Below are 25,606 nucleotides of genomic sequence, written 5' to 3'. Positions count from 1 at the left end.
TATTAACGCCCTTTTCTTAATTTGCGGGCACTTAGCCACGCAGCAATACCCGCAATGCTAACGATGTAGCCAATGCCACCTAAAATATCGTGCAGGTAAATTTTGTCGCGTAACTGCGCAATATCACCACGCAGTAACAACAAGCTTTCATCGCTCGCTTGAGTTGGCGTATTTGGCGTTGCGGTGATGCGATCTGCCACTACCGCCGCCCGATGCCCTTCTTCCCCTTCAACCACCACTTTTAAGGCGACTTTCGGTTCAACCACTAACGGAAAGTGAAAATAACCACGGTTATCGGTTTTCCCCGTCATCAATGGCTGATTTTCCCCATGGCGCAAAACTTCCACATAAGTTTCCGCAGCCGGGGTCATATCGGAATAATAGGATTTTCCCGTCACGGTTTGCCCATCATACTGGGCGAACACATAAAGCGCGTGCGCGAAAGCATGAGGGGCAAACAACAAGGGGAAAAGTGCGGTCAGAATACGCAACGTTTTTTTCATGCGATTACTCGGCATCAAAGGTCAACATGTATTCAATAGAACGGCTATCGTAATCCGGATTGCCTTTGACGTTTTCCTCAAATTCAGCCCAAACTTTGTTGTAACCAGCTTGTGGGGTAAATTCAGCGATACCTTTGTCGTTGGTTAAGTTAAATGGCGCATCTTCACCCAATCCCACTTTAATGTCTTTCACCGGTTTACCTTTATGCAATACTAAAATTTGCAATGGTTTTCCGGCTTTGGGTTGTGCTTGTGGTACCAATTCATATTCCATACCGTGCGCTTTCATCGCTTGCTCGTCCCAGTGTAATACGGCTTTACCGAATTTCACCGGATTCACAGAAAGTTCGGCTGTCGGTTCTTGTTGTTTGGTTTTTTCTACATATTTACCGCTTGGCAATTTAGACCAAACACCGTTATCAAAACGGATAAACACTTGTGAGGCTTTCTCCGCATTAAGATAAGCTTCGCCTTCTTTAAATTGATAGGTTGCATTAGTAACATTGCCTTTACTATCTAGCAACTTCACCGCTTTCAATTTTTGTTCAGGGTAAGCTTCTGTCTGTTCGTGACCAAATTTCACCACATATTGCCCTGCAGCATTGGCGTCTTTAACGGGCTCTAACCAAACGTTATGCGCGTTAGCAAGGGATGCAGCGAAAAGTGCGGTACAAATTACGCTTGTTTTTAGAAATTTCATTTGATGTCTCCTTTTATCGTTAAGTTTGACTCATGATAAAATATGGAGCAACTCTAGAATCAAGCGTTTTTTAGAAAAATAGATGAAAAATAAGAGAGATAGGTCAGAAGATGTCGTCCGCGTACGATACACCGTACGCGGAGAGAAGGGATTAGTTCAATTCCGCCAACATAGCAACAACCATGTCAGAGGATTGTTTCGCCGCCAGGGGGAGAAATTCTTCAAAGGACATATTTGCTTTGCCATCCCCCGCATCAGAAATCGCGCGAACCACTACAAAAGGCACATTAAACGCGTAACAAACTTGCGCAATCGCAGTGGCTTCCATTTCCACAGCAATCACCTTCGGGAAATCTTGTTTAATTTGTGCCAAACGTTCACCGCCTTGAATGAAACTGTCGCCGGAACAAATTAACCCGCGTTTCACGTGTTGTCCTAATTGGGTTGCAACGCGCTCTACCAGCTCAACAAGTTTCGTATCAGACAAAAACGTGACCGGACACGCCGGTAATTGCCCTTTGGCATAACCGAAAGCCGTCACATCCGCATCATGATATTGGGTTTCAGTAGAAACGATCACATCGCCTACGTTCAACCCTTCCGCTACGCCACCGGCAGAACCGGTATTAATCACAAGATTCGGTTTGGCTAATTGCAATAACGCCGTTGTTCCCATGGCGGCGGCAACTTTGCCGATACCGGATTGCAATAAGGCAACTTGTTTACCGCGAATCATGCCTTCATAAATCGTGCCAGAGGCTAATTTTGTCACGATCTTATCCGTCATTAAATTGACTAAAATTTCTACTTCTTGCGCCATTGCGCCAACAATACCGATTTTCATAACTATCCTTTGTGTTTGTTTGCTATTGTTTTTTTGTTAATTAAAAAATCTAATACCGCGAGGGCATAATCGTCGTTATATAAGGTGCTGGCAGTCAACACATATTTGCCATCAATAATGACATAAGGAAAAGTAAACACACCGTAATCTTCGGTTAAACGGACTGCCTCATCCACCTGTTGTTTAACAGGTTCCGAATAATAGGTTTGTAAAAAATTGCTACGTTCAATGCCTTGTTGCTCAAGCCAAGTCAAGAGATTTTCCTGCTGAGCAAGTTTGATATATTGGCTTTTTTCAGCCGTTTCAAACATTAGCGCAGAAGACACGTTATCGGCATTTAACGCCTGCAAGCTATAAAAAACCATCGCAGAAAAACGGGCTTTGGCAGTTGCCACCGGATATTCACTAAGCACCACGCGATCGCGATTAATTTGACTATAAAGTTCAAGAATATCTTGTGCAGAAGAACAAACGCGGCAATCGTAATCAAAAAAGAATTGAATCGGAATGCGGTTATCTTCCCGAGGCGGCAACATGAGTGGTTCTTGGTAAGAAAAATAATCTTTGCCATCTTCAAATGGTCGGCTTGCTTCATCCACGGCTGGCGGATGAGACACGCTTTCTTGCGCAACGGTAAATCCGCTGATAAAGAATAAAACGATGAGTAATCCGACCCGTGACATCATGTGCCTAACTTTCCAATGGTTCAATATAATCCACTAATAATTGAAAATCGCGGTTACCACGAAATTCATTGATATCTAATTTATACGCAAATCTTGCAGTTTTTATAGATAAATCAGGATAATAGCGCGTATCTATGTTAAAGGCGATAGCATCCAACAAAGGTCCGCCCAGTTTGGGTTCCACCATCATTTTCAAGTGTTTTTCACCCACTAAGCGTTGTTGTAGGATTTTAAATTCACCGTCGAACATCGGTTCAGGAAATGCCTGTCCCCAAGGCCCACCTTGACGCAAGGTTTCTGCCGTTGCCAAATTTAACAAATTCGCATTTAATTCACCGTCAGTCCAAATCGTGCCTTGTAATTGGTCTTCCGCCAATAATTCGCTAACCGTCTGATTAAAAATCTGACGAAAATCGTCAAAACGGCTTTCTTGAATACTCAATCCTGCCGCCATGGCATGCCCGCCAAATTTCAGAATTAAATCCGGATGCTGTGAATAAATCCGTTCCAGCACATCGCGAATATGTAACCCGGGGATGGAACGCGCAGACCCTTTCAACATGCCTCCTTGATCTTGAGCAAACGCAATCACCGGGCGATGAAACTGCTCTTTAATGCGTGATGCAAGAATGCCGAGCACACCTTGGTGCCAATCCGATTGATACAACACAATAGAATGGGGAATGTCCGTTTCAAGTGCGGTGGCATTTGCAAACAAATTTTGGCAGATGGTTAAGGCTTCTAACTTCATGCCCTGCTCGATTTCCTTGCGTGCTTGATTTAAACCATCCAGCTCCAATGCCAACGCACGAGCCGTTTCCATGTTTTCGGCTAACAAAAGCTCCACGCCCACGGACATATTATCCAGCCGTCCCGCCGCATTTAAACGCGGGCCAATGGAAAAGCCTAAATCCGCCGCCACGAAACGGGTCACGTCCCGCTTCGCCACTTCCGCCAATGCACGAATGCCGCAACGACAACGTTCGGCGCGAATACGGGCAATGCCTTGATAAACTAAAATACGATTATTTTGATCTAACGGCACCACATCGGAGACTGTGCCTAATGCCACTAAATCTAACAATTCCGTGAAATTCGGCTGATTTTTTGCATCAAATAGACCAAGTTCGCGGAATTTTGCCCGCAAGGCAAGCATAAGATAAAAAGTAACGCCTACACCGGCCAGATGTTTGGAGGGAAAACCGCAATGCGCCAAATTCGGATTCACAATGGCGTCGGCATTCGGCAGCGTTTCCGGTGGCAAGTGGTGGTCTGTCACAATCACCTTCACGCCTTGCGCCTTTAAAAAATCTACGCCCTCATGAGAAGAGACACCGTTATCTACGGTCATTAACAGTTCAACGCCTAAAGCCAATGCCTCTTGTGCCACGGCAACACTGAGCCCATAACCTTGCTCGAAACGGTTCGGCACTAAATAGGTGACATTAGCAAAGCCCAGTTGACGTAATGCGAGCACAGCCAATGCGGTACTGGTTGCACCATCAGCATCAAAATCGCCCACAATGACGATTTTCTGTTGTTTTTGATAGGCTTCTAGAAGAAATGCTACCGCAGTATCCATGCCCGACATGAGATTCGGATGATGCATGGCACTTAAAGTGCGGTCTAATTGGTTGGCGTTTTTAATGTGGCGCGAACGATAAAGACGATCCAACAAGGGATCGTCACAAAGTTTATCGCCTGCCGGCACATCGCGGCGTAAGATTCGTTTTTGCACAAAGAACCTGCATTAACCTTCTAAGGCAGCAAGTAAATCAGCCGGTTTCAAATAACCGCCGATAACATCACCTTCAGACGTAATGATTGTCGGTGTACCGGTGACGCCTAGTTGCACACCAAGCATATAATGTTTTTTCACCATGTTCGGGGTTTTCAATTCTTTCGGCAAATTGCCTTTTTCTGCTTCATTCAATGCAAACATCGGATCTTTTGCCGTCCAAATCGCTTCCATTTGACGTGCTGTTTGATTATCCAAACCACCACGCGGGAAGGCCAAATAGCGTACGGTAATACCTAAGTCGTTATATTCTTTAACTTGTTGATGCAATAAATGGCAGTAATGACAGGTAATATCCATAAAAACCGTCACAACATGTTTTTCATTTTTTGCCGGATACACAATCATTTCGTCTTTCAACGCATTGACTTTTTCCATCAGCAATTTATTAGAAACGTTGCTGATGCCGTTGTCGGTAAGTTTATAAATTTTACCTTGAATTAAATAGCTGCCATCTTCGCTGGCGTAGAAAATACCTTGATCACTGACAACGGTTTTCAAACCTTTAATCGGTGAGGTTTGAATTTCAATGTCTTTTGCGCCTAATTTTTCTAATTTACTTTTCAACACGGCATCGCTTGCGGTTGCCCCCACAGAAATCGCAAAAAGAGAAAGTGCGGTAATAATTTTTTTCATTTCTATTGTTCCTAAATTGTGAAAATAAGTGCGAATTATAAAAGTAATTGGCGGCTTATGCAAAATTGGGCGCATTATACTAACCCAATAAAATACTTGACTATAAAACTCAACTTTTTATATTCTAAAAAGCGTACAAGCTTTCTTGTACAACAACTTTACATCTTAAATTTACTCATAAGAGGTAATCCTAATGAAAAAACTTTTCAAAGTCGCTGCAGTATCTGCACTCACATTAGCTTCCGTTAGCGCATTCGCTGCGTCTCAACAAGCTGAAGAAGTGAAAAAATTTAAAGCTTGGGAAGAAACAGCTGGCCAAAAACTTGAAGCAAGTTTTGATGCAATTGCTACTGCCTCTGCAAGTAGCAATGTGGCCGCAACTGAAACTGCTGTTGCAGAATTTGATAAAAAAGCAGCAGAACATGTAGCTGAATTAGAAGCATTAGGCATTAAAAGTGAAGAAGTTTCACCACTTGTTGCTATGTATAAAGAATATGTAGATGCTGAAAAAGAAGTAGCTCAGCTAATTTTATCTCAAGTCAAATCACCATCTACTGACAACGCTGGTAAAGTTCCTGAAGCTGTCGCAAAAGCAAACGCAAAAGACGATGCTATTGACAAATTAGCAGATCAATTAGAAGAAAAATTCCCTGCTGACGAGTAATTCAGTTTTAGGTTAAATCAATTTAAAACCTTATTCATTCCTTATGAATAAGGTTTTTTATTATTCCATCACCTACCAAATCCCCGCAAAATCCCTTATAATCCCACACTTAATTTAGTATTTAAACACATTTAATCATCATGTTTGAAATCAATCCTATCAAAAATAAAATCACCGATTTAACCGACCGCACTTCAGTGCTTCGGGGGTATCTTTGACTTCGACGCCAAAACCGAGCGTTTAGAAGAAGTCAACGCCGAATTGGAACAGCCTGATGTATGGAACGACGCAGATAAAGCGCAAGCACTCGGCAAAGAGCGCGTCTCTTTAGAACAGGTGGTCAATACCATTAAAAATTTAGAGCAAGGCTTGGAAGATGTGGACGGCTTGTTGGAACTGGCCGTAGAAGCGGAAGACGAAGACACCTTCAACGAAGCCGTTGCCGAATTAGACGAACTGGAACAACAACTCGCCAAACTGGAATTCCGCCGCATGTTCAGCGGCGAACACGATGCGTGTGATTGTTATGTAGATTTGCAAGCAGGCTCCGGTGGTACCGAAGCGCAAGACTGGACGGAAATGTTACTTCGTATGTATTTGCGCTGGGCCGAAAGCAAAGGATTCAAAACCGAATTGATGGAAGTCTCCGACGGCGATGTGGCCGGTGTTAAATCTGCTACCATTCGTGTTAGCGGCGAATATGCCTTCGGTTGGCTACGCACAGAAACCGGTATTCACCGTTTGGTGCGTAAAAGCCCGTTTGACTCCAATAACCGTCGTCATACCTCATTCAGCGCTGCGTTTGTGTATCCTGAAATTGACGATGATATTGATATTGAAATCAATCCTGCCGATTTGCGTATCGATGTGTATCGTGCCTCCGGTGCAGGTGGTCAGCACGTGAACAAAACTGAAAGTGCGGTGCGAATTACGCATATGCCAAGCGGCATTGTGGTGCAATGTCAGAACGACCGCTCCCAACACAAGAACAAAGATCAAGCAATGAAACAACTGAAAGCGAAGTTGTACGAATTGGAATTGCAAAAGAAAAATGCCGACAAACAAGCCATGGAAGACAACAAATCCGACATCGGCTGGGGCAGCCAAATTCGTTCTTATGTGTTAGATGATTCTCGTATTAAAGATTTACGTACCGGTGTAGAAAACCGCAATACACAAGCCGTATTAGACGGTGATCTAGATCGGTTTATCGAAGCCAGTCTCAAGGCCGGACTCTAAAAGTGCGGTCATTTTTAAACACGTTTTTTAAAATTAAAGGTAAACAAAAATGTCAGAACAAGAAGTAAAAGAATTAGATTTAAACGGCGAAATGTTAGTCCGTCGTGAAAAATTAGCCGCCCTACGCACGAAAGGTAATGCGTTCCCAAACCAATTCCGTCGTGACGCACTCGCTCAAGATTTGCATGATAAATATGATGCGGAAGAAGGTGAAGCATTAAAAGAACAGCACGTTGAAATTGCGGTTGCCGGTCGTATCATGACGCGTCGTGCTATGGGTAAAGCCACGTTTATCACCATCCAAGATATGAGCGGCAAAATCCAGCTTTATGTTGCACGCGACAATCTACCTGAGGGCGTGTATGCCGATGATGTCGGTCACTGGGATTTAGGCGATATCGTGGGCGTAAAAGGATCATTATTCAAAACCAAAACCAACGAACTCACCGTTAAAGCCACCGAAGTACAATTGCTTACCAAAGCATTGCGTCCGTTACCGGATAAATTCCATGGCTTAACTGACCAAGAAGTGCGCTACCGTCAACGTTACTTGGATTTAATCTCTAACGAAGAATCCCGCCGTACTTTTATCATTCGTTCAAAAGTGGTTGCCGGTATTCGTGACTACTTCATTTCCAAAGGCTTTATGGAAGTAGAAACTCCGATGTTACAAGTGATTCCGGGCGGTGCTTCAGCACGTCCTTTCGTAACACACCATAATGCATTAGACGTAGATATGTACCTGCGTATTGCCCCTGAGCTTTACTTAAAACGCTTAGTGGTCGGCGGTTTTGAACGTGTATTTGAATTGAACCGTAACTTCCGTAACGAAGGCGTGTCAGTTCGTCACAACCCGGAATTTACCATGCTTGAATACTACCAAGCCTATGCCGACTACCACGATTTAATGGATAACACCGAAGAATTGTTACGCAAACTTGCCATCGACATTTTAGGCACAACCATCGTGAAATACGGTGAATACGAATTTGACTTTGGCAAACCATTCGAGCGTATCACGTTACACGAAGCCACCATTAAATACGGTGCAGACAAAGGCATCGTTAAAGAAGATTTATATGATATTGATCGCGCAAAAGCAGTTGCCGCTCGCTTAGGTATCGAAGTGCAAAAATCTTGGGGCTTAGGTAGCATTGTCAACGCCATTTTTGAAGAAGTGGCAGAGCATCATTTAATTCAACCGACTTTCTTAATGGCACACCCGGCGGAAATTTCACCGTTGGCACGTCGTAACGATGAAAACCCGGAAGTCACCGATCGCTTTGAACTCTTCATTGGTGGACGTGAAATCGGTAACGGTTTCTCCGAGCTAAACGATGCGGAAGATCAAAATGAACGCTTTGACGCTCAAGTGGCGGCTAAAGAAGCCGGCGATGACGAAGCGATGTTCAAAGATGAAGATTTCGTTGTCGCCCTTGAACACGGTTTACCACCAACAGCCGGCGAAGGCTTAGGTATCGACCGTCTCGCCATGCTTTACGCCAACGCCCCATCCATCCGCGATGTGATTTTATTCCCGGCAATGCGTCAGAAATAATTAACCTATAAAAAAAAAGGAAGTCGTTCGACTTCCTTTTTTATTTACCTTTTATTTTCAACATGTTAATTACATACACACTAAGCCCATCAATATGAAATAAACTTTTTTAACCACATCGTTAAATTTCACTTGATCGCTATATAATAATTTGTATAATGAGATCGTTTTCATTTAAGATAGTCGTCATTCTTAAACACAGTGGCCGGTGCAAACACTCCCCCACGTCTTTACCAAAGATATTCGCACCGGCCATTTTTTTCTTCTTATTCCCTACTAAAGCCATTATCATTACGCCATTCTTTTTCTTCATTCAGAGAACATCTATGCACAATTTAGCCCTAGAAAATCTACTCAATCAAAAGCTCAATAGCGCTACCATCAACGACTACGCCCCCAATGGCCTACAAGTAGAAGGCAAAGCGGAAATCAAAAAAATCATCACCGGCGTCACTGCCAGTCAAGCGTTAATTGATTATGCTGTTGAACAAAAAGCCGATGCATTGCTCGTTCATCATGGTTATTTTTGGAAAAGCGAAAATCCTTGTATTCGCGGCATGAAAGGCAAGCGAATCAAAACGTTATTAGTCAATGACATTAATTTATACGGCTATCATTTGCCTCTAGATGTTCATCCAGAGCTAGGCAACAACGCCCAGCTCGCCCAATTGCTCGGCATCGACAACCTTCAACCGCTAGAACAAAACACAGTCAGCATTCCGGTGTGGGGAACCTTAAAAGAAGCTTTAACTGCCGAACAGTTTGCTGAACGCATTGAGCGCGTTTTAAACCGCAAGCCGTTAATTTGCACAGAAAACGGACCGCACTTTATCCGCAAAATCGGTATCTGCACCGGTGGAGGCCAAGGTTACATTGATCTTGCTGCAGCCCAAGGTTGTGACGCCTTTATCACAGGAGAAGTATCGGAACAAACGATCCATTCTGCGAGGGAGCAAGGGATTCATTTCTTTGCGGCAGGCCACCACGCCACTGAACGTTATGGCGTAAAAGCCTTGGGCGAGTGGCTGGCAAAAGAACAGGGTTTTGACGTGGAATTTAAAGATATCGATAATCCAGCATAACTGGTTAAACCAAAGATCGCTACATTGCTCAAAACAAGCAAAACAAATATAATTTCGCCAATTTTTTCACTAAAACAAACAGGAATAATTATGGGTTTCTTAACAGGTAAACGTATTTTAGTTACAGGTCTCGCCAGCAATCGTTCTATCGCCTACGGCATCGCAAAGGCGATGAAAGAGCAAGGCGCAGAATTAGCGTTCACTTATTTAAATGAAAAATTACAACCGCGTGTTGAAGAATTTGCCAAAGAATTTGGCGCAAACATCGTGCTTCCGTTAGATGTGGCTACCGATGAAAGCATTCAAAACTGCTTCGCAGAATTAAGCAAACATTGGGATAAATTCGATGGTTTCGTACACGCCATCGCATTCGCACCGGGCGATCAATTAGACGGCGACTATGTCAATGCAGCAACCCGTGAAGGTTATCGCATTGCCCACGACATCAGCGCATACAGCTTCGTGGCAATGGCGCAAGCAGCACGTCCATATTTGAATCCGAATGCCGCATTATTAACGTTGTCCTACTTAGGTGCAGAGCGTGCCATTCCAAACTACAACGTGATGTGTTTAGCCAAAGCCTCTCTTGAAGCGGCAACCCGTGTGATGGCAGCTGATTTAGGTAAAGACGGCATTCGCGTGAACGCCATTTCCGCAGGCCCGATTCGTACCTTAGCGGCTTCCGGCATTAAAAACTTCAAGAAAATGTTGGCAACCTTCGAGAAAACCGCTGCATTACGCCGTACCGTGACTATCGAAGATGTAGGCAACTCCGCAGCGTTCTTATGCTCTGATTTAGCCTCCGGGATCACCGGTGAAATCGTCCATGTTGATGCCGGTTTCAGCATCACCGCCATGGGCGAATTAGGCGAAGAATAATTTTTCTTCCTTTATTTATCGGCAGGTTTTTAACCTGCCTTTTCTATTTGTAAGGCGGATTTTATTCCGCCATTTTATGATAATTTCGGCAGGCTCCACGCTGCCCTACGATAAAAATAATTATGTTCCAAGACAACCTATTACTCGCACAACTCAAACAACAAATTCATGACAGCAAAGAACGTGTAGAAGGCACGGTAAAAGGCTCCGATAAAGCCTATGGCTTTTTAGAATGTGATAAAAAAAGCTACTTTATTGCGCCACCTGCCATGAAAAAAGTGATGCACGGCGATAAGATCAGCGCCACTATCGAAAAACAAGGCGATAAAGCTCTGCCAGCATTCCTATTTGGGGCGCCTTAAAAGAACCGTTAACAGCCGAACAATTTGCCGAACGTATCGAACAGGTGTTAAACCGCAAACCATTAATTTGTACGGAAAACGGACCGCACTTTATCAGCAAAATCGGTATCTGCACCGGTGGAGGTCAAGGTTACATTGATCTTGCTGCAGCCCAAGGTTGCGACGCCTTTATTACAGGCGAAGTATCTGAACAAACGATCCATTCTACGAGGGAGCAAGGGATTCATTTTTTGCTGCAGGTCACCAAGCCTTGGGCGAGTGGCTGGCAAAAGAACACGGTTTTGAGGTGGAATTTAAGGATATGGATAATCCGACATAACAGATTTACCCTTGACTTCTCTATAAAATATATGTATAGAATAGTAACCATGTAGGAATAAAAGTATTATTTCTGCTGGTATTTTAATTATTACATTTTAACAAGAGGAGAAACACTATGAGTAAAGAATTTGATGCAAAACGCAAAGAACTATTAGAAGAACTGAATGACATTTTAAATAATGCTGAAGAGCTTTTTAATGAAAAAAGTGAAGCAGGCGCAGAAGAACTGAAAAAATTGAAAAAAAATTTAAGTTCTCAAATTAAAACAATTAAAGGACAATTTAGTTCTCTTCAAGAAGAAGCCGTTGAAAAAACCAAAGAGGTGATTAAAAGCACCGATACTCTAGTGCAAGAAAATCCTTACAAAGCCATCGGCACTGCTGGTGTTATTGGGTTATTACTGGGCGTACTCATCAGTAAAAAATAGTTGTTATTTACTAAAATCGTTCTACTAAATAATGGCTGCGTATACTAGTTTTTCTGCGCAGCCAATTTTCGTTTCAGACAGCTTAAGGAGATGGAATGCAAATCATACAAAAAATTAAAAATACATTGATTACAACCCTTGAGTTAACACAAATCCGTTTGCAAATGCTTCGGATTGACTTTATCCAGCTAAAAAATTCTTTGTTATCAACTCTCGTTATTATACTGTTCGCCTTCTTACTTTTATTAGTTTCTTTTATTAGTTTATTATTTGGTTTGAATTCCTACCTTTCTCCAGAAAATAAAATTACCGCATTTTTTTCTATCAGTGTTATCGCACTATTGATTGTTTTGTTTTTAGCCTTTGGGTTATCGCGTTTTTTGAAAAAACAAAAAACATTTATGATGGATACAGTAATAGAGATACAACAAGACATTAATGCATTAAAAAATATTATAGGTAAATCCAAACAAGAGTAGGAGAAGTGATAATGCGTTTAGAAGAAGAAAAAGAACTTTTAGTACTCAAGGGCAATATATTGCGACTTAAATTACGTTCACAAGGTAATACAACAAAACGAGAAATTTCATCTCCTCTCCAGAATATAAATTTCTTAGGTTCAGTGTTAAATCAACCCTTAATACGTTCTTTACTATTCACGGCAGTAAGTAAAAAACTGTTTACCGCCCGCAGCATTGTTGTTACTGGATTAGGCTTAGTTACGCTCTATGCACTTGGCAAACATAGTCAGCATAATCAATCTGAATAAATTAGCTTTTAATAAATTACCCTAACATATCGGAACACTTACTCTGATAATTGCTCCTATAAGGCAAAACAAGTATAATCTCGCCAATTTTTTCACTAAAACAAACAGGAATAATTATGGGTTTCTTAACAGGTAAACGTATTTTAGTTGCAGGTCTCGCTAGCAATCGTTCTATCGCCTACGGCATTGCAAAAGCGATGAAAGAGCAAGGCGCAGAATTGGCTTTCACTTATTTAAATGAAAAATTACAACCGCGTGTTGAAGAATTTGCCAAAGAATTCGGCGCAAACATCGTGCTTCCGTTAGACGTTGCCACCGATGAAAGCATTCAAAACTGCTTCGCAGAATTAAGCAAACATTGGGATAAATTCGATGGTTTCGTACACGCCATCGCATTCGCACCGGGCGATCAATTAGACGGCGACTATGTCAATGCAGCAACCCGTGAAGGTTATCGCATTGCCCACGACATCAGCGCATACAGCTTCGTGGCAATGGCGCAAGCAGCACGTCCATATTTGAATCCGAATGCCGCATTATTAACGTTGTCCTACTTAGGTGCAGAGCGTGCCATTCCAAACTACAACGTGATGTGTTTAGCCAAAGCCTCTCTTGAAGCGGCAACCCGTGTGATGGCAGCTGATTTAGGTAAAGACGGTATTCGTGTGAACGCCATTTCCGCAGGCCCGATTCGTACCTTAGCGGCTTCCGGCATTAAAAACTTCAAGAAAATGTTGGCAACCTTCGAGAAAACTGCTGCATTACGCCGTACCGTGACAATCGAAGATGTGGGTAACTCCGCTGCGTTCTTATGCTCTGATTTAGCCTCCGGGATCACCGGTGAAATCGTCCATGTTGATGCAGGCTTTAGCATCACCGCCATGGGCGAATTAGGCGAAGAATAATTTTTCTTCCTTTATTTATCGGCAGGTTTTTAACCTGCCTTTTCTATTTGTAAGGCGGAGTTTACTCCGCCATTTTATGATGATTTCGGCTGCCTCCACGCTGCCCTACGATAAAAATAATTATGTTCCAAGACAACCCATTACTCGCACAACTCAAACAACAAATTCATGACAGTAAAGAACGTGTAGAAGGCACGGTAAAAGGCTCCGATAAAGCCTATGGCTTTTTAGAATGTGATAAAAAAAGCTACTTTATTGCGCCACCTGCCATGAAAAAAGTCATGCACGGCGATAAGATCAGCGCCACTATCGAAAAACAAGGCGATAAAGAACAAGCCGAACCGGAAGCCTTAATCGAGCCGATGCTTACCCGTTTTATCGCGAAAGTGCGGTTCAATAAAGACAAGAAATTACAGGTGCTTGTTGATCACCCTAACATCAATCAGCCCATTGGCGCCGCACAAAGCAAAGCCGTCAAAGAAGAATTACAGGAAGGCGATTGGGTTGTGGCAACCTTAAAAACCCACCCGTTGCGCGACGATCGCTTTTTCTATGCGCAAATCACTCAATTTATTTGCCACGCCGAGGATGAACTGGCACCTTGGTGGGTAACCCTTGCTCGTCACGAACAACCGCGTGAACCGGTGCAAGGACAAGATCACTATGAAATGCAGGATCAAGAAACGCGCGAAAATCTGACCGCGCTTCACTTCGTCACCATCGACTCTGAAACCACGCAGGACATGGACGATGCCTTATATATTGAGCCTATCACCTCAAACGGTGAACAAACCGGCTGGCAATTAGTGGTGGCCATTGCCGATCCGACGGCTTACATCAGTTTAAATTCACAAATCGAAAAAGACGCCAAACAACGTTGTTTCACCAATTATCTGCCCGGCTTCAATATTCCGATGTTGCCGCGCGAACTTTCCGATGAGCTTTGTTCCTTAAAACCCCACGAAATCCGTCCGGCATTGGTTTGCTACATTCAAACGGACTTACAGGGCAACATCAGCGCGCCGGCAAAATTTGTGTTAGCCGATGTGCAATCAAAAGATAAATTGACGTATAACCGAGTTTCCGATTACTTAGAAGGCAAAGCCAATGCTTGGCAGCCTGAAAACCCGGAAACAGCACAACAAATTCACTGGTTGCATCAATTTACCCTGACCAGAACGCAATGGCGCAAAACCTACGCACTGCTTTTTAAAGAAAAACCGGATTATTCTTTTGTGCTGGCAGAAAATGGCAAAGTGCAAGAAATTAAAGCGGAATACCGCCGTATTGCCAACCAAATCGTGGAAGAATCCATGATTATCGCCAATATTTGCGCCGCCCAATTTTTACATGAAAATCTGCAATGCGGCATTTTCAACACGCACAGCGGATTCGATAAAAAATTCTTGGAAAACGCGCACAATTTCTTGTTAGCTAATTTAGCCAATGATGAAAATAAAGCAGAATTACAAAGTCGTTATGCGCCAGAAAATTTGGCGACCTTAAAAGGTTACTGCCAAATGCGCCATGATATTGAACCGATTGAAGGGGATTATTTGGAATTCCGTTTGCGTCGTTTCCTCACTTTTGCTGAATTTAAAGCAGAATTGGCACCGCACTTTGGCCTGGGCTTAAATGGCTACGCCACGTGGACGTCGCCAATTCGAAAATATTCAGATATGGTGAACCATCGCTTAATCAAAGCCCATTTAGCGGGCCGAGATTTTGCTAAACCGGAGGAAAGCGTACTCGCGCGCTTGCAAGAAGCCCGTCGCCAAAATCGTTTGGTGGAGCGAGATATTGCCGACTGGTTATATTGCCGTTATTTGGCGGATAAAGTCGCCGAAAAACCGGAATTTGAAGCGGAAGTGCAAGATGTGAGCCGCGGTGGTTTACGCGTGTTATTGCTGGAAAACGGCGCTTCCATGTTTATTCCCGCCTCAACGCTGCACGACAATAAAGAAGAGGTTGTAATTAATCCTGATGAAATCGCTTTTTATGTGAAAGATCAGCGCCAATACAAAATTGGCGATATCTTGCGTGTAAAGTTAACCGAAGTCCGTGAAGACACACGCAGCATTGTTGGCGTAGTGATTAAATAAAAAAGTGCGGTAGGTTTTACAGATGTTTTATAAAACACCATAAAAAAACCACCGCACTTGCTATAAAAAATCCTGCTTAAACATCAAGCTTAAGCAGGATTTTCTTTTATGCAGGCTATGTTTTAGTTTGCGCAAGTTTGACAAGCGGCTTGGAACATCCAAACTAATTTTTCTTGCTCTTTAATGTAATCACTCATTTGTGAAGCAGTACCTTCGTCATCGGCATCCCCAGCCAACGCAAGAATTTCACGTTGTTGTGTCAGCAACACTTTGAAACCTTCTAAAGTGCCTCTTAAACAAGCCGCCGCACTGCTCACTGCAATTTCTTCTTTAATACGGGAATGGCTTAAATATTGGCTAAATGCGTTGTTCGGCGTATAACCTAAGGTCAAAATACGTTCTGCAACTTCATCCACTTTTTCCACAAGATCAGTATAAATTTCTTCAAATTTTGCATGTAATTCAAAGAAATTCACGTCTTTGATATTCCAGTGATATCCACGCACGTTGGTATAAAACACTTGGTAAGTGGCTAATAATTCATTTAATTTTGCTGCTAAGACTTCAGATTTTGCGGTATCTAAACCAATCATTGTTTTTGACATAATGTGTTCTCCTATACTTTGTTAATTTATAAAAGATGAACGATTTAAACCTCAAACCATTCGTTTTTGTTGGCGTAAGTATAGAAAAAAGCACATAATAGCGCCAATTGTTACACCAAATAGAATTGATAGATAATAAAAATTAAAAAATTGAAAACAATTTTCAAAAGCTATCAAAAGGAAATATAAATGACAGACACAACTCAAGAAACAATATCCACTCAAAAAAACACACGGAAAAAAGCCCTAAGTATTTTCTTCGTTATCCTCATTCTTATCACCGTTCTCACCGGATTATATTGGTTCTTTTTTATTAAAAATTACCAAACCACCGAAGACGCTTACGTGAGTGGCAATCAAGTCATGATTTCCTCGCAAATTGCCGGAAATGTGCGACAAATTAATGCAGAAAACATGGATTTTGTGCACGCGGGAGATGTATTACTTGAGTTGGATGACACGGATTATCAACTGAGTTTCAATCAAGCGCAAAGTACCTTAGCAAGTGCAGTACGCCAAATTTCGCAGCTGGGCTACACCGTTAAACAACTGGAAGCAACGGTTCAAGCCAACCAAACGGCGTTGACGAAAGCACAAGGCGATTTAGCGCGCCGTGAACTGTTAGGGAAAAGCGGAGCGATTGATAAAGAATCGCTACAACACGCGAGAGAAGCGGTAATGACAGCGGAAGCCAACTTAAAAGCGGTTAAAAACCAACTTGCTGCTAATAAATCTTTATTAATGAATGTGCCGCTGAAAGAACAGCCGGAAATTCAAAAAGCCATCAGTTCGGTCAAACAGGCATGGCTCAATTTACAACGTACCAAAATCACCAGCCCGGTCGATGGCTATGTGGCGCGCCGAAGCGCGCAAGTGGGACAAAAAGTTGCCGTGGGTAGCTCGCTAATGGCGATTGTTTCCAACGAACAAATGTGGGTAGATGCCAATTTCAAAGAAACACAATTAAAAGACGTGCGAATCGGTCAACCGGTGAAATTATCCTTTGATTTATACGGCCATGATGTGAAATTTGACGGCAAAGTAGAAGGTATCGAAATGGGTACCGGCAGCGCATTTTCTTTGCTCCCTGCCCAAAATGCCACCGGTAACTGGATCAAAGTGGTGCAACGCGTGCCAGTTCGTATTAGCCTAGATGCACAACAAATCGCTAACTACCCGTTGCGTATGGGCTTATCTACCTTGGTTGAAGTGAATATTTCAGATACCAACGGTGAAATATTGTCGCAACAAAAACGTACTACGCCGCTCTATTCCACCAATACGTTGAATTATGATCAAAGTGCGGTGGAAAATCTCATCGAAAAAATTATTCGCGACAACACAAACTAAGGCTTGCCCATCATGCAAAAACCCATTGAAGGTGCTGCCCTTGGCATCATTACGTTAGCGCTGTCTCTTGCCACGTTCATGCAAGTATTGGATTCCACCATTGCAAACGTGGCGATCCCCACGATTTCGGGCGATCTCGGCGCATCGTTCAGCCAAGGCACTTGGGTGATTACCTCTTTCGGCGTCGCCAATGCCATTTCTATTCCCATTACCGGCTGGCTTGCCAAACGTTTTGGGGAAGTAAAATTATTCCTCATTTCCACCGCACTTTTTGTGTTAGCCTCTTGGCTATGCGGCATTTCCCATAGCTTGGAAATGTTGATTCTGTGCCGTATTTTCCAAGGATTAGCGGCAGGCCCGATTATTCCGCTGTCTCAGAGTTTGCTACTCAATAACTATCCTCCGGAAAAACGGGGCATGGCATTGGCATTTTGGGCAATGACCATAGTAGTTGCACCGATTTTCGGTCCCATTCTCGGTGGTTGGATCAGTGATAATTTACATTGGGGGTGGATCTTCTTTATTAATGTACCCGTTGGACTGTTCATTATCAGTACCAGTTGGAAAATATTAATGCCACGAGAAAGTAAAATTCAGCACCAACCGATTGATACGGTGGGATTAGTCTTATTGGTGTTGGGCGTAGGTTGCTTGCAATTAATGCTGGATCAAGGGCGTGAACAAGATTGGTTCAACTCCACTGAAATCATTATCCTTGCCGTCATTTCCGCCGTAACCTTAACCGCGCTTGTCATTTGGGAACTGACGGACGACAACCCGGTAGTAGATATTTCCCTATTCAAGCAACGCAATTTCACTGTGGGCTGTTTATCCACCAGCTTGGCATTTTTAATTTATCTCGGCTCCGTCGTATTAATTCCCTTGTTGTTGCAACAGGTTTTTGGCTACACCGCCACTTGGGCAGGTTTAGCATCCGCCCCCGTAGGGCTCTTTCCTATTTTGTTATCCCCTCTTATCGGTAAGTTTGGACATAAAATCGATATGCGTATTTTGGTCACCGTCAGCTTTGTGGTCTATGCCATTACCTTTTATTGGCGTGCCGTTACCTTTGAGCCGGGAATGAGTTTTGCCGATGTAGCACTGCCGCAAATGGTGCAAGGGTTAGCCGTCGCCTGTTTTTTCATGCCACTTACGACTATTACGCTGTCCGATTTACCGGCACACAAAATGGCATCCGCCTCAAGCTTGTTTAACTTTTTGCGTACCCTTGCCGGCTCCATCGGTACTTCCCTTACGACATTCTTGTGGTATAACCGTGAAGCCGTTCACCACTCACAGCTGACTGAAGCCATTACGCCGTATAACCCTACTGCACAACAGTACTACCAAATGATGGAGCGTTTCGGTATGGGTGAAGAACAAACTTCTTCCCTGCTTGCCCGTAACATCACATCGCAAGGTTTTATCCTCGGCGCCAACGAGATTTTCTGGTTATCCGCCGTGCTGTTTTTGGCATTATTTATTTTGGTCTGGTTTGCCAAACCGCCTTTTGGAAGCCGCAGCTAAAGTGCGATCCAAAAAATAAATATTTTTCACTTTTATTTACAAATCAATAACAAACACCTATAGTAATGCGCGTTAGTCGGGGTGCTCCGTTGGTTTAAATAACGGAGCTGAGAAATACCCGTGAACCTGATACAGTTAGCACTGACGTAGGAAACTAATGCACTTCACTCTGCTTCCATGGCTTCTTTCAGCCAATTTCCCCGTTTAGTTGTTAGCTGGTTTTGTTTTTCAATCTCACCAAGGATTAAATCAATGACCAAGCTTTCTAAAAATTATTCACCACTAAAAACATCCTTAAAAACAACCGCACTTTGCTTACTTCCAATGCTGTTTTATACACAAAACGCCCAAGCGGAAGGCAAACTGACCATTTATTGCAGCGTACAAAATGTCACCTGTGAAAAAGTTACGAAACGCTTTGCCGAAAAATACAACGTCGATGCCCAATTTGTACGAAATAGCACTGGCACCGTACTCGGTAAAATCAAAGCAGAAAAAGAAAATCCACAAGCCGATGTATGGTTTGGCGGCACATTTGAACCGCACTTACAAGCCGCCGACCAAGGTTTACTCGCGACCTATCGTTCTCCGTTACAAAAAAACATCATGCCACAATTTAAGAAATTAATGGATGAACGAGGCGATTACACATCAATCATCTATTTAATGGAAGTCGCCATTGGCGTGAATACGGAAAAATTAAAACAGCTCAATATTCCGGAACCAAAATGCTTTGCCGATTTGCTTAAACCGGAATTCAAAAATCAAATTCAATATGCCGATCCTCGCGTATCCGGCACGGGCTATTCTTTTCTGACGACATTAGTTCAGCTTTGGGGCGAAGAAAAAGCGTTTGATTACTTGAAAAAACTCAATGCGAACGTGGCCCAATATTCCAAAAGTGGCTTAGCCACCGGCAACTTAGCGACCGGTGAAGTAGGCGTTGATATTGCCTTTATGCATGGCTATGTACGTGAAAAAGGCAAAGGCGCACCGGTAAAAGGCATTTTACCTTGTGAAGGCGTGGGCTACACGTTAGGGTCGGTAAGCATTATCAAAGGCGCACGTAATCTAGAAAATGCCAAACACTTCGTGGACTTCGTTCTCGACACCGAAGCGCAAGAAATCCCATGGCGCGAATCCGACTCTTACCAAATCCCTGCTAATATTCATGCAAAAGCCTCCCCAAAAGCCAGCGATCCAAGCAAATTAAAATTATTAGATATTGATTTCATCCGTTTTGGTTCCGATTCTGAAAGCAAACGCTTAATTGAGCGCTGGGTTGAAACGGTAAAAGGAGAAAAATAGCTGAGAAAAAAGTGCGGTGGAAATTTTAATCATTTTATAATTTATATCTCATAAGATATAAAACATAATTTATACTTTACAAGATATAAAATCAAACTTATACTCCATAAAGTATAAAGTGAATTCTATACGCTATACCGTATAAGGAGTAAAAATGGTTATTACCACCGCAAAAATGCTTTCTCATGTAATTCGGGAATTTCGCTATCAAGGCGAGCTCTCACAAACCGATGTTGCTAAACTCGCCGGAACGACTCAAGCCAGAATTTCAGCGTTTGAGAATGAGCCGGAGCGTTCTAAATTAGAAACGCTGTTTAAGATTTTGGCAGGATTAGAGCTAGAGCTTATTGTGCAACCACGTAAAAAGTCATCTGATACTAATCTATCAATCAAAGAGCCAACAGCAACATACGATGACGATGAGGCATGGTGATGAGTAACTCGATTCTAAACGTTGCCATGAATGGCTTGTTAGTCGGTGAATGGCGAAAACTGACCAGTGGCGCAACCGAATTTCAATACGCTGAAAAATGGTTGGAGTCTGTGCGTTCGCGTCCCATTTCATTGTCACTGCCTTTGTCGCACAAAATTTATCGAGGAGATTCCGTTTACAATTTCTTCGATAATCTCCTCCCCGACAACGAACAGATCCGTTCACGTATTCAACAACGTTTCCAAACCTCAACGAAATCGCCATTTGATTTGCTTTCTGCGATTGGACAAGATTGTATTGGTGCAATTCAGCTTTATCAGGGGCAAAGCCGCTCAGTACGTCAAATTTATGCAGAACCGCTAAATGACAAAGAGGTGGAAAACGTGCTGAAAAACTACCGCACTTTTCCTCTCGGCATGGAAGAAAGCGAGGATTTCCGAATTTCTTTGGCCGGTGCTCAGGAAAAAACAGCGCTACTTTATTATCAGAATCAATGGCAGCGCCCTTTGCATTCCACCGCGACCAGTCATATTTTTAAACTCCCGATTGGTATGGTGGCACAAGGGCAGCTTGATCTTTCCGGCAGCTGTGAAAATGAATGGCTTTGCTTGAATATTATGAAAGCCTTCGGTTTGCCGGTTCCTCGAAGCCAAATTCAGTATTTTGGTGAAATGAAAGTGCTGATTGTGGAGCGCTTTGATCGCCGTTGGTCTGAAAATAGGAGTTGGCTAATTCGTTTGCCACAGGAAGATATGTGCCAAGCACTCAACATCGCTCCTGCACGAAAATATGAAAATGACGGCGGGCCGAGCATTCTGCAAATTATGTCGCTTCTCAACGGTTCATCCAACGCCCAAGCAGATCGCAAGCAGTTTTTTAAAGCGCAAATTGTTTTCTGGCTACTTTGTGCCATTGACGGCCATGGCAAAAATTTCAGTTTATTTTTGGAACAAGAGAATCGCTATCGTCTCACACCATTTTATGACGTGATGTCCGCCTATCCGCTCATCAAACACAACGGACTACAAAAGCAAAAAGTCAAAATGGCAATGGCGTGGCACGGAGAAAATAAACATTATTTATGGGATAAAATACAACTGCGCCACATTTTCAACACTGCTAAACTCGCCGGCCTAGCAAAGGAAACAGTAGAAGACATTTTGCATGAAATCAGTAGCCTATACCCAAGAGTAAATGACATAAATACCCATGGATTGCCTGATGAAATTGTCGATCCTATTTTCATGGGATTGGATATGCAGATGAGAAAGATAAGTTAAAAAGTGCGGTGAATTTCCACCGCACTTTTTTGTTTCTGAAAATAAAAAACGTCGGCATAACCGACGTTTTTTTATTACTCTATTAAAGCGCTTCAATCGCTTTATACTGCTCACGAATTTTTTCTAATCCGGATTGGTATTCGGCTTGTTTTTCGCGCTCTTTGGCGATAACCGCTTCCGGGGCTTTGGAGACGAAGGCTTCGTTGCTGAGTTTGCTTTCAATGCGTTTAACTTCGTTTTGATATTTTTCAATCTCTTTAGTTAAACGGGCAAGCTCGGCTTCTTTGTTGATGAAACCTGCCATCGGTACGAGAATTTCGGTGTTGCCGACTAACTTCGCCACAGCCAATGGCGCTTGTTCGCCTTCTTTAAGTACGCTGACGTTGTCTAACTTCGCCATGGCTTGTAAAAGTGCGGTCTGTTTTTCCAGTATTTTTTGCTCGTCCGCAGGAATATTACGGAATAACAGATCGAGGCCTTTGCTTGGTGCAATGTTGCTCTCGGCGCGAATGTTACGCACGGCAACGATCACTTCTTTAAGCCAATTGATATCGGTTTCAGCCTCGGCATCAAAGGCGTTTTCTTCCACTTGTGGGAAAGGTTGTAACATAATGCTGTCCGCGGTGATACCCATGAAACCTTTCACTTTTTGCCAAATTTCTTCGGTAATAAATGGCATAAGCGGGTGTGCTAAACGCAACAATTTTTCCAACACATGAACCAAGGTTTGGCTTGCTGCACGAATTTGCGCAGCGCTGCCGTTGGCAAATACCGGTTTGGTGAGTTCCAAATACCAGTCGCAGAATTGGTTCCAAGTGAATTCATAAATCGCATTCGCGCAAAGGTCGAAACGGTATTGGCTTAATGCACTGCGGAAAGTTTCTACTGTGCGATTGAATTCAGATTGAATCCAGCGATCTGCCACAGAGAATTCAATTTCGCCTTGGCTTAAATCTAATTTGTCATTGGTGAGCACGAAACGGCTTGCATTCCACAACTTGTTACAGAAGTTGCGATAGCCTTCTAGGCGTTTCATATCCCAGTTGATGTCACGACCGTTTGAAGCCAATGCCGCTAATGTGAAACGCAATGCGTCTGTACCGTGAGCAGCAATACCCTCAGCAAACTCTTTGCGGGTCGCTTTTGCAATTTTCTCTGCTAATTGCGGCTGCATCATGTTGCCGGTGCGTTTTTCAAGTAAATCTTCAAGGCTGATGCCGTCAATCATATCGATTGGGTCAAGTACATTACCTTTCGATTTCGACATTTTTTGGCCTTGCTCATCACGGATTAAGCCCGTCACGTACACCGTTTTGAACGGCACTTGCGGTTTGCCGTTTTCATCTTTCACGAAGTGCATCGTAAACATAATCATACGCGCAACCCAGAAGAAGATGATGTCAAAGCCAGTGATTAACACATCGGTCGGGTGGAACATTTTGAGTTCTTTGGTTTGCTCCGGCCAGCCTAAGGTGGAGAACGTCCACAAGCCTGATGAGAACCAGGTATCTAACACATCTTCATCTTGTTTCAGTTCCACCGCAGAATCTAAGCTGTATTTTGACCGCACTTCGGCTTCGTTGCGCGCGACATAAACGTTACCTTCCGCGTCATACCACGCCGGAATACGGTGTCCCCACCAAAGTTGGCGAGAGATACACCAATCTTGAATATCACGCATCCAAGAGAAGTAAAGGTTTTCGTATTGTTTCGGCACGAATTGGATTTCGCCGTCTTCCACTGCTTTAATTGCCACATCGGCAAGCGGTTTCACGCTCACATACCATTGATCGGTAAGCATTGGCTCAATCGGCACGCCGCCACGGTCGCCATAAGGCACTTTCAAATCATGCGGTTTAATTTCGTCTAATAAGCCAAGTGCTTCAAAATCTGCCACAATTTTTTTACGGGCAGCGAAACGTTCTAAGCCACGGAAATCAACAGGAATTGTCGCTTCATAGCCGACAAGCGGTTTACCGTCAGTACCAATAATTTCTGCTTCATCACGAATATCCGCATTTAAGGTTAAGACGTTAACCATTGGCAAGCTGTGACGTTTACCCACTTCATAGTCGTTAAAGTCGTGCGCAGGGGTGATTTTCACTACACCGGTACCGAATTCACGATCCACATATTCATCGGCAATAATCGGAATTTCACGGTTAGCCAATGGCAGAACCACGGTTTTACCAATTAAAGATTGATAACGCTCATCTTCCGGATGAACTGCAACCGCCGTATCGCCCAACATAGTTTCCGGACGCGTGGTTGCCACCACTAAATAATCTTTGCCATCCGCCGTTTTTGCGCCGTTAGCTAACGGATAACGGAAATGCCAAAGGGAACCTTTGCTCTCTTTGTTTTCCACTTCTAAATCAGAAATCGCGGTGTGAAGTTTTGGATCCCAGTTTACCAAGCGTTTGCCACGGTAAATTAAACCTTCCTCGTGCAAGCGAACAAACACTTCTTTTACTGCGTTAGATAAACCATCGTCCATAGTGAAACGCTCACGTTCCCAGTCGATGGAGTTACCTAAACGGCGCATTTGTTGGCTGATCGTACCGCCTGAATAGGCTTTCCAATCCCAAATTTTGTTGATGAACGCTTCGCGACCATAATCATGGCGAGTTTTGCCTTCTTCTGCAGCGATTTTACGCTCCACCACCATTTGGGTGGCGATACCCGCGTGGTCTGTCCCCGCTTGCCATAAGGTGTTATGCCCTTCCATACGGTTAAAACGGATTAAGGTATCCATTAAGGTTTGCTGGAACGCGTGTCCCATGTGTAAGGAACCTGTGACGTTCGGCGGCGGAATCGCAATGCAATAGCTCGGCGCATTTTCATTTTCAGACGGTTTAAAATAACCGCTCTCTTCCCAATGTTGATAAAGGGCTTGTTCTACCGCAGACGGATTGAAACGGTCTGCCATTTCGAATTTTTGTGTCATTTATTTTTTCTCTTTACCTAGCGTGAAATTTAATTATTTAGCATTCAGGCAGATCCCATTTTTTTGCTGGAATTCCATCCTTATAATGAATAACGCTATCTGTTTTAGCTGGACTAAATTTAAAATGATATTTTTTTATTTCTTTGAAATAAATTTCAGTATTATAAAGTCCCTTTTCATTTGGTAAAAGATAGAACACTTCATCAATAATTGTATCTATATCTAAATTATAAATAGGTTTATTAGCTACTTGTTGAAGATAATAATATCCCTTATCTTGAGCTATAAATTTAAAAACTTGATCTTCAATCAATGCATTATTGGAACGTTCAACCAATTTAACATAAGCGTCAGCTTTTACCTTACTTTCAGATAAATACTTTTCTAAATGCTTAAACGGTGAGTTACTAAAAACACCTCTAGTAAAATTAGGTATCAGTGGTTCTTTTAAAGTTAATACTTGAGAAAAACCATCCTGAACTAGACACTGTCTAGCTTCATCTTTTTTATAAATAGAAATCATGTTCGTCGCAAAATTATTAACACTTAATATAGCATAATCTTCACCTGTATAATCTTCATACCTTGAAGAAACAACATCTAAATTAGTACATGAAATTAACAACTGTGAAATTGAAAATAATAAAATTGATTTAATATATTTTCTCAAAACAAATTTCC

Annotated in this window: 24 protein-coding genes, 2 pseudogenes and 1 riboswitch; of the genes and pseudogenes, 17 read left to right on the top strand and 9 right to left on the bottom strand. The window is 42.8% G+C overall.

What is annotated here, in order from left to right; translation table 11 throughout:
* Positions 1-2 precede the first annotated feature (2 nt).
* The 6 genes from AC30SH_RS03030 to dsbC form a co-directional block, all read right to left on the bottom strand.
* Positions 3-503 carry a carboxypeptidase regulatory-like domain-containing protein gene (locus AC30SH_RS03030; RefSeq protein ID WP_314311259.1) on the bottom strand — a complete coding sequence of 167 codons (501 nt, stop codon included), beginning with the start codon at positions 501-503 and terminating at the stop codon, positions 3-5.
* A gap of 4 nt (positions 504-507) precedes the next feature.
* Positions 508-1,203, bottom strand: coding sequence for a DUF4198 domain-containing protein (locus AC30SH_RS03025; protein WP_314311260.1), 696 nt, complete (start codon positions 1,201-1,203; stop codon positions 508-510).
* 151 nt (positions 1,204-1,354) lie between these two features.
* Positions 1,355-2,047, bottom strand: coding sequence for a 5'-methylthioadenosine/adenosylhomocysteine nucleosidase (locus AC30SH_RS03020; protein ID WP_314311262.1), 693 nt, complete (start codon positions 2,045-2,047; stop codon positions 1,355-1,357).
* A 2-nt stretch (positions 2,048-2,049) separates the two neighbouring features.
* On the bottom strand, positions 2,050-2,730 hold the full coding sequence (locus AC30SH_RS03015) for a thiol:disulfide interchange protein DsbA/DsbL (protein WP_314885382.1): 681 nt from the start codon (positions 2,728-2,730) through the stop codon (positions 2,050-2,052).
* 7 nt (positions 2,731-2,737) lie between these two features.
* Positions 2,738-4,471, bottom strand: coding sequence for a single-stranded-DNA-specific exonuclease RecJ (gene recJ / locus AC30SH_RS03010; protein WP_489582090.1), 1,734 nt, complete (start codon positions 4,469-4,471; stop codon positions 2,738-2,740).
* Positions 4,472-4,483: 12 nt separating this feature from the next.
* Complete coding sequence (gene dsbC, locus AC30SH_RS03005) at positions 4,484-5,167, bottom strand: bifunctional protein-disulfide isomerase/oxidoreductase DsbC (protein ID WP_109128038.1); 684 nt, start codon at positions 5,165-5,167, stop codon at positions 4,484-4,486.
* 193 nt (positions 5,168-5,360) lie between these two features.
* Between dsbC and AC30SH_RS03000 the strand changes: the two genes are divergently transcribed.
* The 12 genes and pseudogenes from AC30SH_RS03000 to rnb all read left to right on the top strand — a co-directional run bounded on the left by AC30SH_RS03000 (position 5,361) and on the right by rnb (position 15,475).
* On the top strand, positions 5,361-5,831 hold the full coding sequence (locus AC30SH_RS03000) for a hypothetical protein (RefSeq protein WP_048750251.1): 471 nt from the start codon (positions 5,361-5,363) through the stop codon (positions 5,829-5,831).
* A 140-nt stretch (positions 5,832-5,971) separates the two neighbouring features.
* Positions 5,972-7,070, top strand: a protein-coding gene (gene prfB, locus AC30SH_RS02995) for a peptide chain release factor 2 (RefSeq protein WP_111305374.1) whose coding sequence is annotated in 2 segments (ribosomal slippage) — positions 5,972-6,046 and positions 6,048-7,070 — 1,098 coding nt in all. Because the reading frame shifts where the segments join, the coding sequence is not laid out codon by codon here.
* A gap of 49 nt (positions 7,071-7,119) precedes the next feature.
* Complete coding sequence (lysS, locus tag AC30SH_RS02990) at positions 7,120-8,628, top strand: lysine--tRNA ligase (RefSeq protein WP_212509796.1); 1,509 nt, start codon at positions 7,120-7,122, stop codon at positions 8,626-8,628.
* Positions 8,629-8,954: 326 nt separating this feature from the next.
* Entirely contained in the window at positions 8,955-9,710 is a 756-nt protein-coding gene (locus AC30SH_RS02985; protein WP_212509797.1) for a Nif3-like dinuclear metal center hexameric protein, read from the top strand.
* A 90-nt stretch (positions 9,711-9,800) separates the two neighbouring features.
* Positions 9,801-10,589, top strand: coding sequence for an enoyl-ACP reductase FabI (locus AC30SH_RS02980; RefSeq protein WP_005703676.1), 789 nt, complete (start codon positions 9,801-9,803; stop codon positions 10,587-10,589).
* A 122-nt stretch (positions 10,590-10,711) separates the two neighbouring features.
* Positions 10,712-10,918, top strand: a pseudogene (locus AC30SH_RS02975) (exoribonuclease II); the annotation flags it as partial.
* A gap of 2 nt (positions 10,919-10,920) precedes the next feature.
* Positions 10,921-11,270, top strand: a pseudogene (locus AC30SH_RS02970) (Nif3-like dinuclear metal center hexameric protein); the annotation flags it as partial.
* Positions 11,271-11,387: 117 nt separating this feature from the next.
* A complete protein-coding gene (locus AC30SH_RS02965) occupies positions 11,388-11,699 on the top strand; it encodes an ElaB/YgaM/YqjD family protein (RefSeq protein ID WP_021615926.1) in 312 nt (103 codons plus the stop codon).
* A gap of 95 nt (positions 11,700-11,794) precedes the next feature.
* Positions 11,795-12,178 (top strand): phage holin family protein, encoded by a 384-nt coding sequence (locus AC30SH_RS02960; RefSeq protein ID WP_297928911.1) that lies wholly within the window; start codon positions 11,795-11,797, stop codon positions 12,176-12,178.
* An 11-nt stretch (positions 12,179-12,189) separates the two neighbouring features.
* Complete coding sequence (locus AC30SH_RS02955) at positions 12,190-12,468, top strand: hypothetical protein (RefSeq protein ID WP_489582089.1); 279 nt, start codon at positions 12,190-12,192, stop codon at positions 12,466-12,468.
* Between the two features lie 116 nt (positions 12,469-12,584).
* On the top strand, positions 12,585-13,373 hold the full coding sequence (locus AC30SH_RS02950; protein ID WP_486130760.1) for an enoyl-ACP reductase FabI: 789 nt from the start codon (positions 12,585-12,587) through the stop codon (positions 13,371-13,373).
* A 122-nt stretch (positions 13,374-13,495) separates the two neighbouring features.
* On the top strand, positions 13,496-15,475 hold the full coding sequence (rnb, locus tag AC30SH_RS02945) for an exoribonuclease II (protein WP_314885336.1): 1,980 nt from the start codon (positions 13,496-13,498) through the stop codon (positions 15,473-15,475).
* 122 nt (positions 15,476-15,597) lie between these two features.
* Here the strand turns inward: rnb and AC30SH_RS02940 are convergent, their stop codons facing one another.
* A complete protein-coding gene (locus tag AC30SH_RS02940; RefSeq protein WP_314885334.1) occupies positions 15,598-16,080 on the bottom strand; it encodes a Dps family protein in 483 nt (160 codons plus the stop codon).
* Positions 16,081-16,269: 189 nt separating this feature from the next.
* On the opposite strand from AC30SH_RS02940, the gene AC30SH_RS02935 reads away from it, so the two are divergent.
* The 5 genes from AC30SH_RS02935 to AC30SH_RS02915 all read left to right on the top strand — a co-directional run bounded on the left by AC30SH_RS02935 (position 16,270) and on the right by AC30SH_RS02915 (position 21,978).
* Positions 16,270-17,430 carry an EmrA/EmrK family multidrug efflux transporter periplasmic adaptor subunit gene (locus AC30SH_RS02935; protein ID WP_489582088.1) on the top strand — a complete coding sequence of 387 codons (1,161 nt, stop codon included), beginning with the start codon at positions 16,270-16,272 and terminating at the stop codon, positions 17,428-17,430.
* Positions 17,431-17,439: 9 nt separating this feature from the next.
* Entirely contained in the window at positions 17,440-18,957 is a 1,518-nt protein-coding gene (locus tag AC30SH_RS02930; RefSeq protein WP_314885380.1) for a DHA2 family efflux MFS transporter permease subunit, read from the top strand.
* A 67-nt stretch (positions 18,958-19,024) separates the two neighbouring features.
* A riboswitch (TPP riboswitch) is annotated at positions 19,025-19,127 on the top strand.
* Positions 19,128-19,209: 82 nt separating this feature from the next.
* Entirely contained in the window at positions 19,210-20,265 is a 1,056-nt protein-coding gene (locus tag AC30SH_RS02925; RefSeq protein WP_315028472.1) for an ABC transporter substrate-binding protein, read from the top strand.
* 154 nt (positions 20,266-20,419) lie between these two features.
* Positions 20,420-20,698, top strand: a complete 279-nt coding sequence (locus AC30SH_RS02920; RefSeq protein WP_315028469.1) for a helix-turn-helix domain-containing protein — start codon at positions 20,420-20,422, stop codon at positions 20,696-20,698.
* A complete protein-coding gene (locus AC30SH_RS02915; protein WP_315028466.1) occupies positions 20,698-21,978 on the top strand; it encodes a type II toxin-antitoxin system HipA family toxin in 1,281 nt (426 codons plus the stop codon). Before AC30SH_RS02920 ends, AC30SH_RS02915 begins: the two co-directional genes overlap by 1 nt.
* Before the next feature lie 82 nt (positions 21,979-22,060).
* On the opposite strand, the gene AC30SH_RS02910 is transcribed toward AC30SH_RS02915, so the two are convergent.
* Complete coding sequence (locus AC30SH_RS02910) at positions 22,061-24,925, bottom strand: valine--tRNA ligase (protein ID WP_489582087.1); 2,865 nt, start codon at positions 24,923-24,925, stop codon at positions 22,061-22,063.
* Positions 24,926-24,962: 37 nt separating this feature from the next.
* Complete coding sequence (locus tag AC30SH_RS02905; RefSeq protein ID WP_489582086.1) at positions 24,963-25,595, bottom strand: hypothetical protein; 633 nt, start codon at positions 25,593-25,595, stop codon at positions 24,963-24,965.
* Positions 25,596-25,606: the final 11 nt, after the last annotated feature.

It is taken from the genome of Aggregatibacter sp. HK296 (assembly GCF_980469475.1).
This window is presented reverse-complemented; position numbering and strand designations above follow the sequence as displayed.

What these genes read in the sequence shown, in the direction of transcription:
- AC30SH_RS03030 (WP_314311259.1), bottom strand. Translation starts at nt 503, where the DNA reads ATGAAAAAAACGTTGCGTATTCTGACCGCACTTTTCCCCTTGTTGTTT.
- AC30SH_RS03025 (WP_314311260.1), bottom strand. Translation starts at nt 1,203, where the DNA reads ATGAAATTTCTAAAAACAAGCGTAATTTGTACCGCACTTTTCGCTGCA.
- AC30SH_RS03020 (WP_314311262.1), bottom strand. Translation starts at nt 2,047, where the DNA reads ATGAAAATCGGTATTGTTGGCGCAATGGCGCAAGAAGTAGAAATTTTA.
- AC30SH_RS03015 (WP_314885382.1), bottom strand. Translation starts at nt 2,730, where the DNA reads ATGTCACGGGTCGGATTACTCATCGTTTTATTCTTTATCAGCGGATTT.
- dsbC (WP_109128038.1), bottom strand. Translation starts at nt 5,167, where the DNA reads ATGAAAAAAATTATTACCGCACTTTCTCTTTTTGCGATTTCTGTGGGG.
- AC30SH_RS03000 (WP_048750251.1), top strand. Translation starts at nt 5,361, where the DNA reads ATGAAAAAACTTTTCAAAGTCGCTGCAGTATCTGCACTCACATTAGCT.
- lysS (WP_212509796.1), top strand. Translation starts at nt 7,120, where the DNA reads ATGTCAGAACAAGAAGTAAAAGAATTAGATTTAAACGGCGAAATGTTA.
- AC30SH_RS02985 (WP_212509797.1), top strand. Translation starts at nt 8,955, where the DNA reads ATGCACAATTTAGCCCTAGAAAATCTACTCAATCAAAAGCTCAATAGC.
- AC30SH_RS02980 (WP_005703676.1), top strand. Translation starts at nt 9,801, where the DNA reads ATGGGTTTCTTAACAGGTAAACGTATTTTAGTTACAGGTCTCGCCAGC.
- AC30SH_RS02965 (WP_021615926.1), top strand. Translation starts at nt 11,388, where the DNA reads ATGAGTAAAGAATTTGATGCAAAACGCAAAGAACTATTAGAAGAACTG.
- AC30SH_RS02960 (WP_297928911.1), top strand. Translation starts at nt 11,795, where the DNA reads ATGCAAATCATACAAAAAATTAAAAATACATTGATTACAACCCTTGAG.
- AC30SH_RS02955 (WP_489582089.1), top strand. Translation starts at nt 12,190, where the DNA reads ATGCGTTTAGAAGAAGAAAAAGAACTTTTAGTACTCAAGGGCAATATA.
- AC30SH_RS02950 (WP_486130760.1), top strand. Translation starts at nt 12,585, where the DNA reads ATGGGTTTCTTAACAGGTAAACGTATTTTAGTTGCAGGTCTCGCTAGC.
- rnb (WP_314885336.1), top strand. Translation starts at nt 13,496, where the DNA reads ATGTTCCAAGACAACCCATTACTCGCACAACTCAAACAACAAATTCAT.
- AC30SH_RS02940 (WP_314885334.1), bottom strand. Translation starts at nt 16,080, where the DNA reads ATGTCAAAAACAATGATTGGTTTAGATACCGCAAAATCTGAAGTCTTA.
- AC30SH_RS02935 (WP_489582088.1), top strand. Translation starts at nt 16,270, where the DNA reads ATGACAGACACAACTCAAGAAACAATATCCACTCAAAAAAACACACGG.
- AC30SH_RS02925 (WP_315028472.1), top strand. Translation starts at nt 19,210, where the DNA reads ATGACCAAGCTTTCTAAAAATTATTCACCACTAAAAACATCCTTAAAA.
- AC30SH_RS02920 (WP_315028469.1), top strand. Translation starts at nt 20,420, where the DNA reads ATGGTTATTACCACCGCAAAAATGCTTTCTCATGTAATTCGGGAATTT.
- AC30SH_RS02915 (WP_315028466.1), top strand. Translation starts at nt 20,698, where the DNA reads ATGAGTAACTCGATTCTAAACGTTGCCATGAATGGCTTGTTAGTCGGT.
- AC30SH_RS02910 (WP_489582087.1), bottom strand. Translation starts at nt 24,925, where the DNA reads ATGACACAAAAATTCGAAATGGCAGACCGTTTCAATCCGTCTGCGGTA.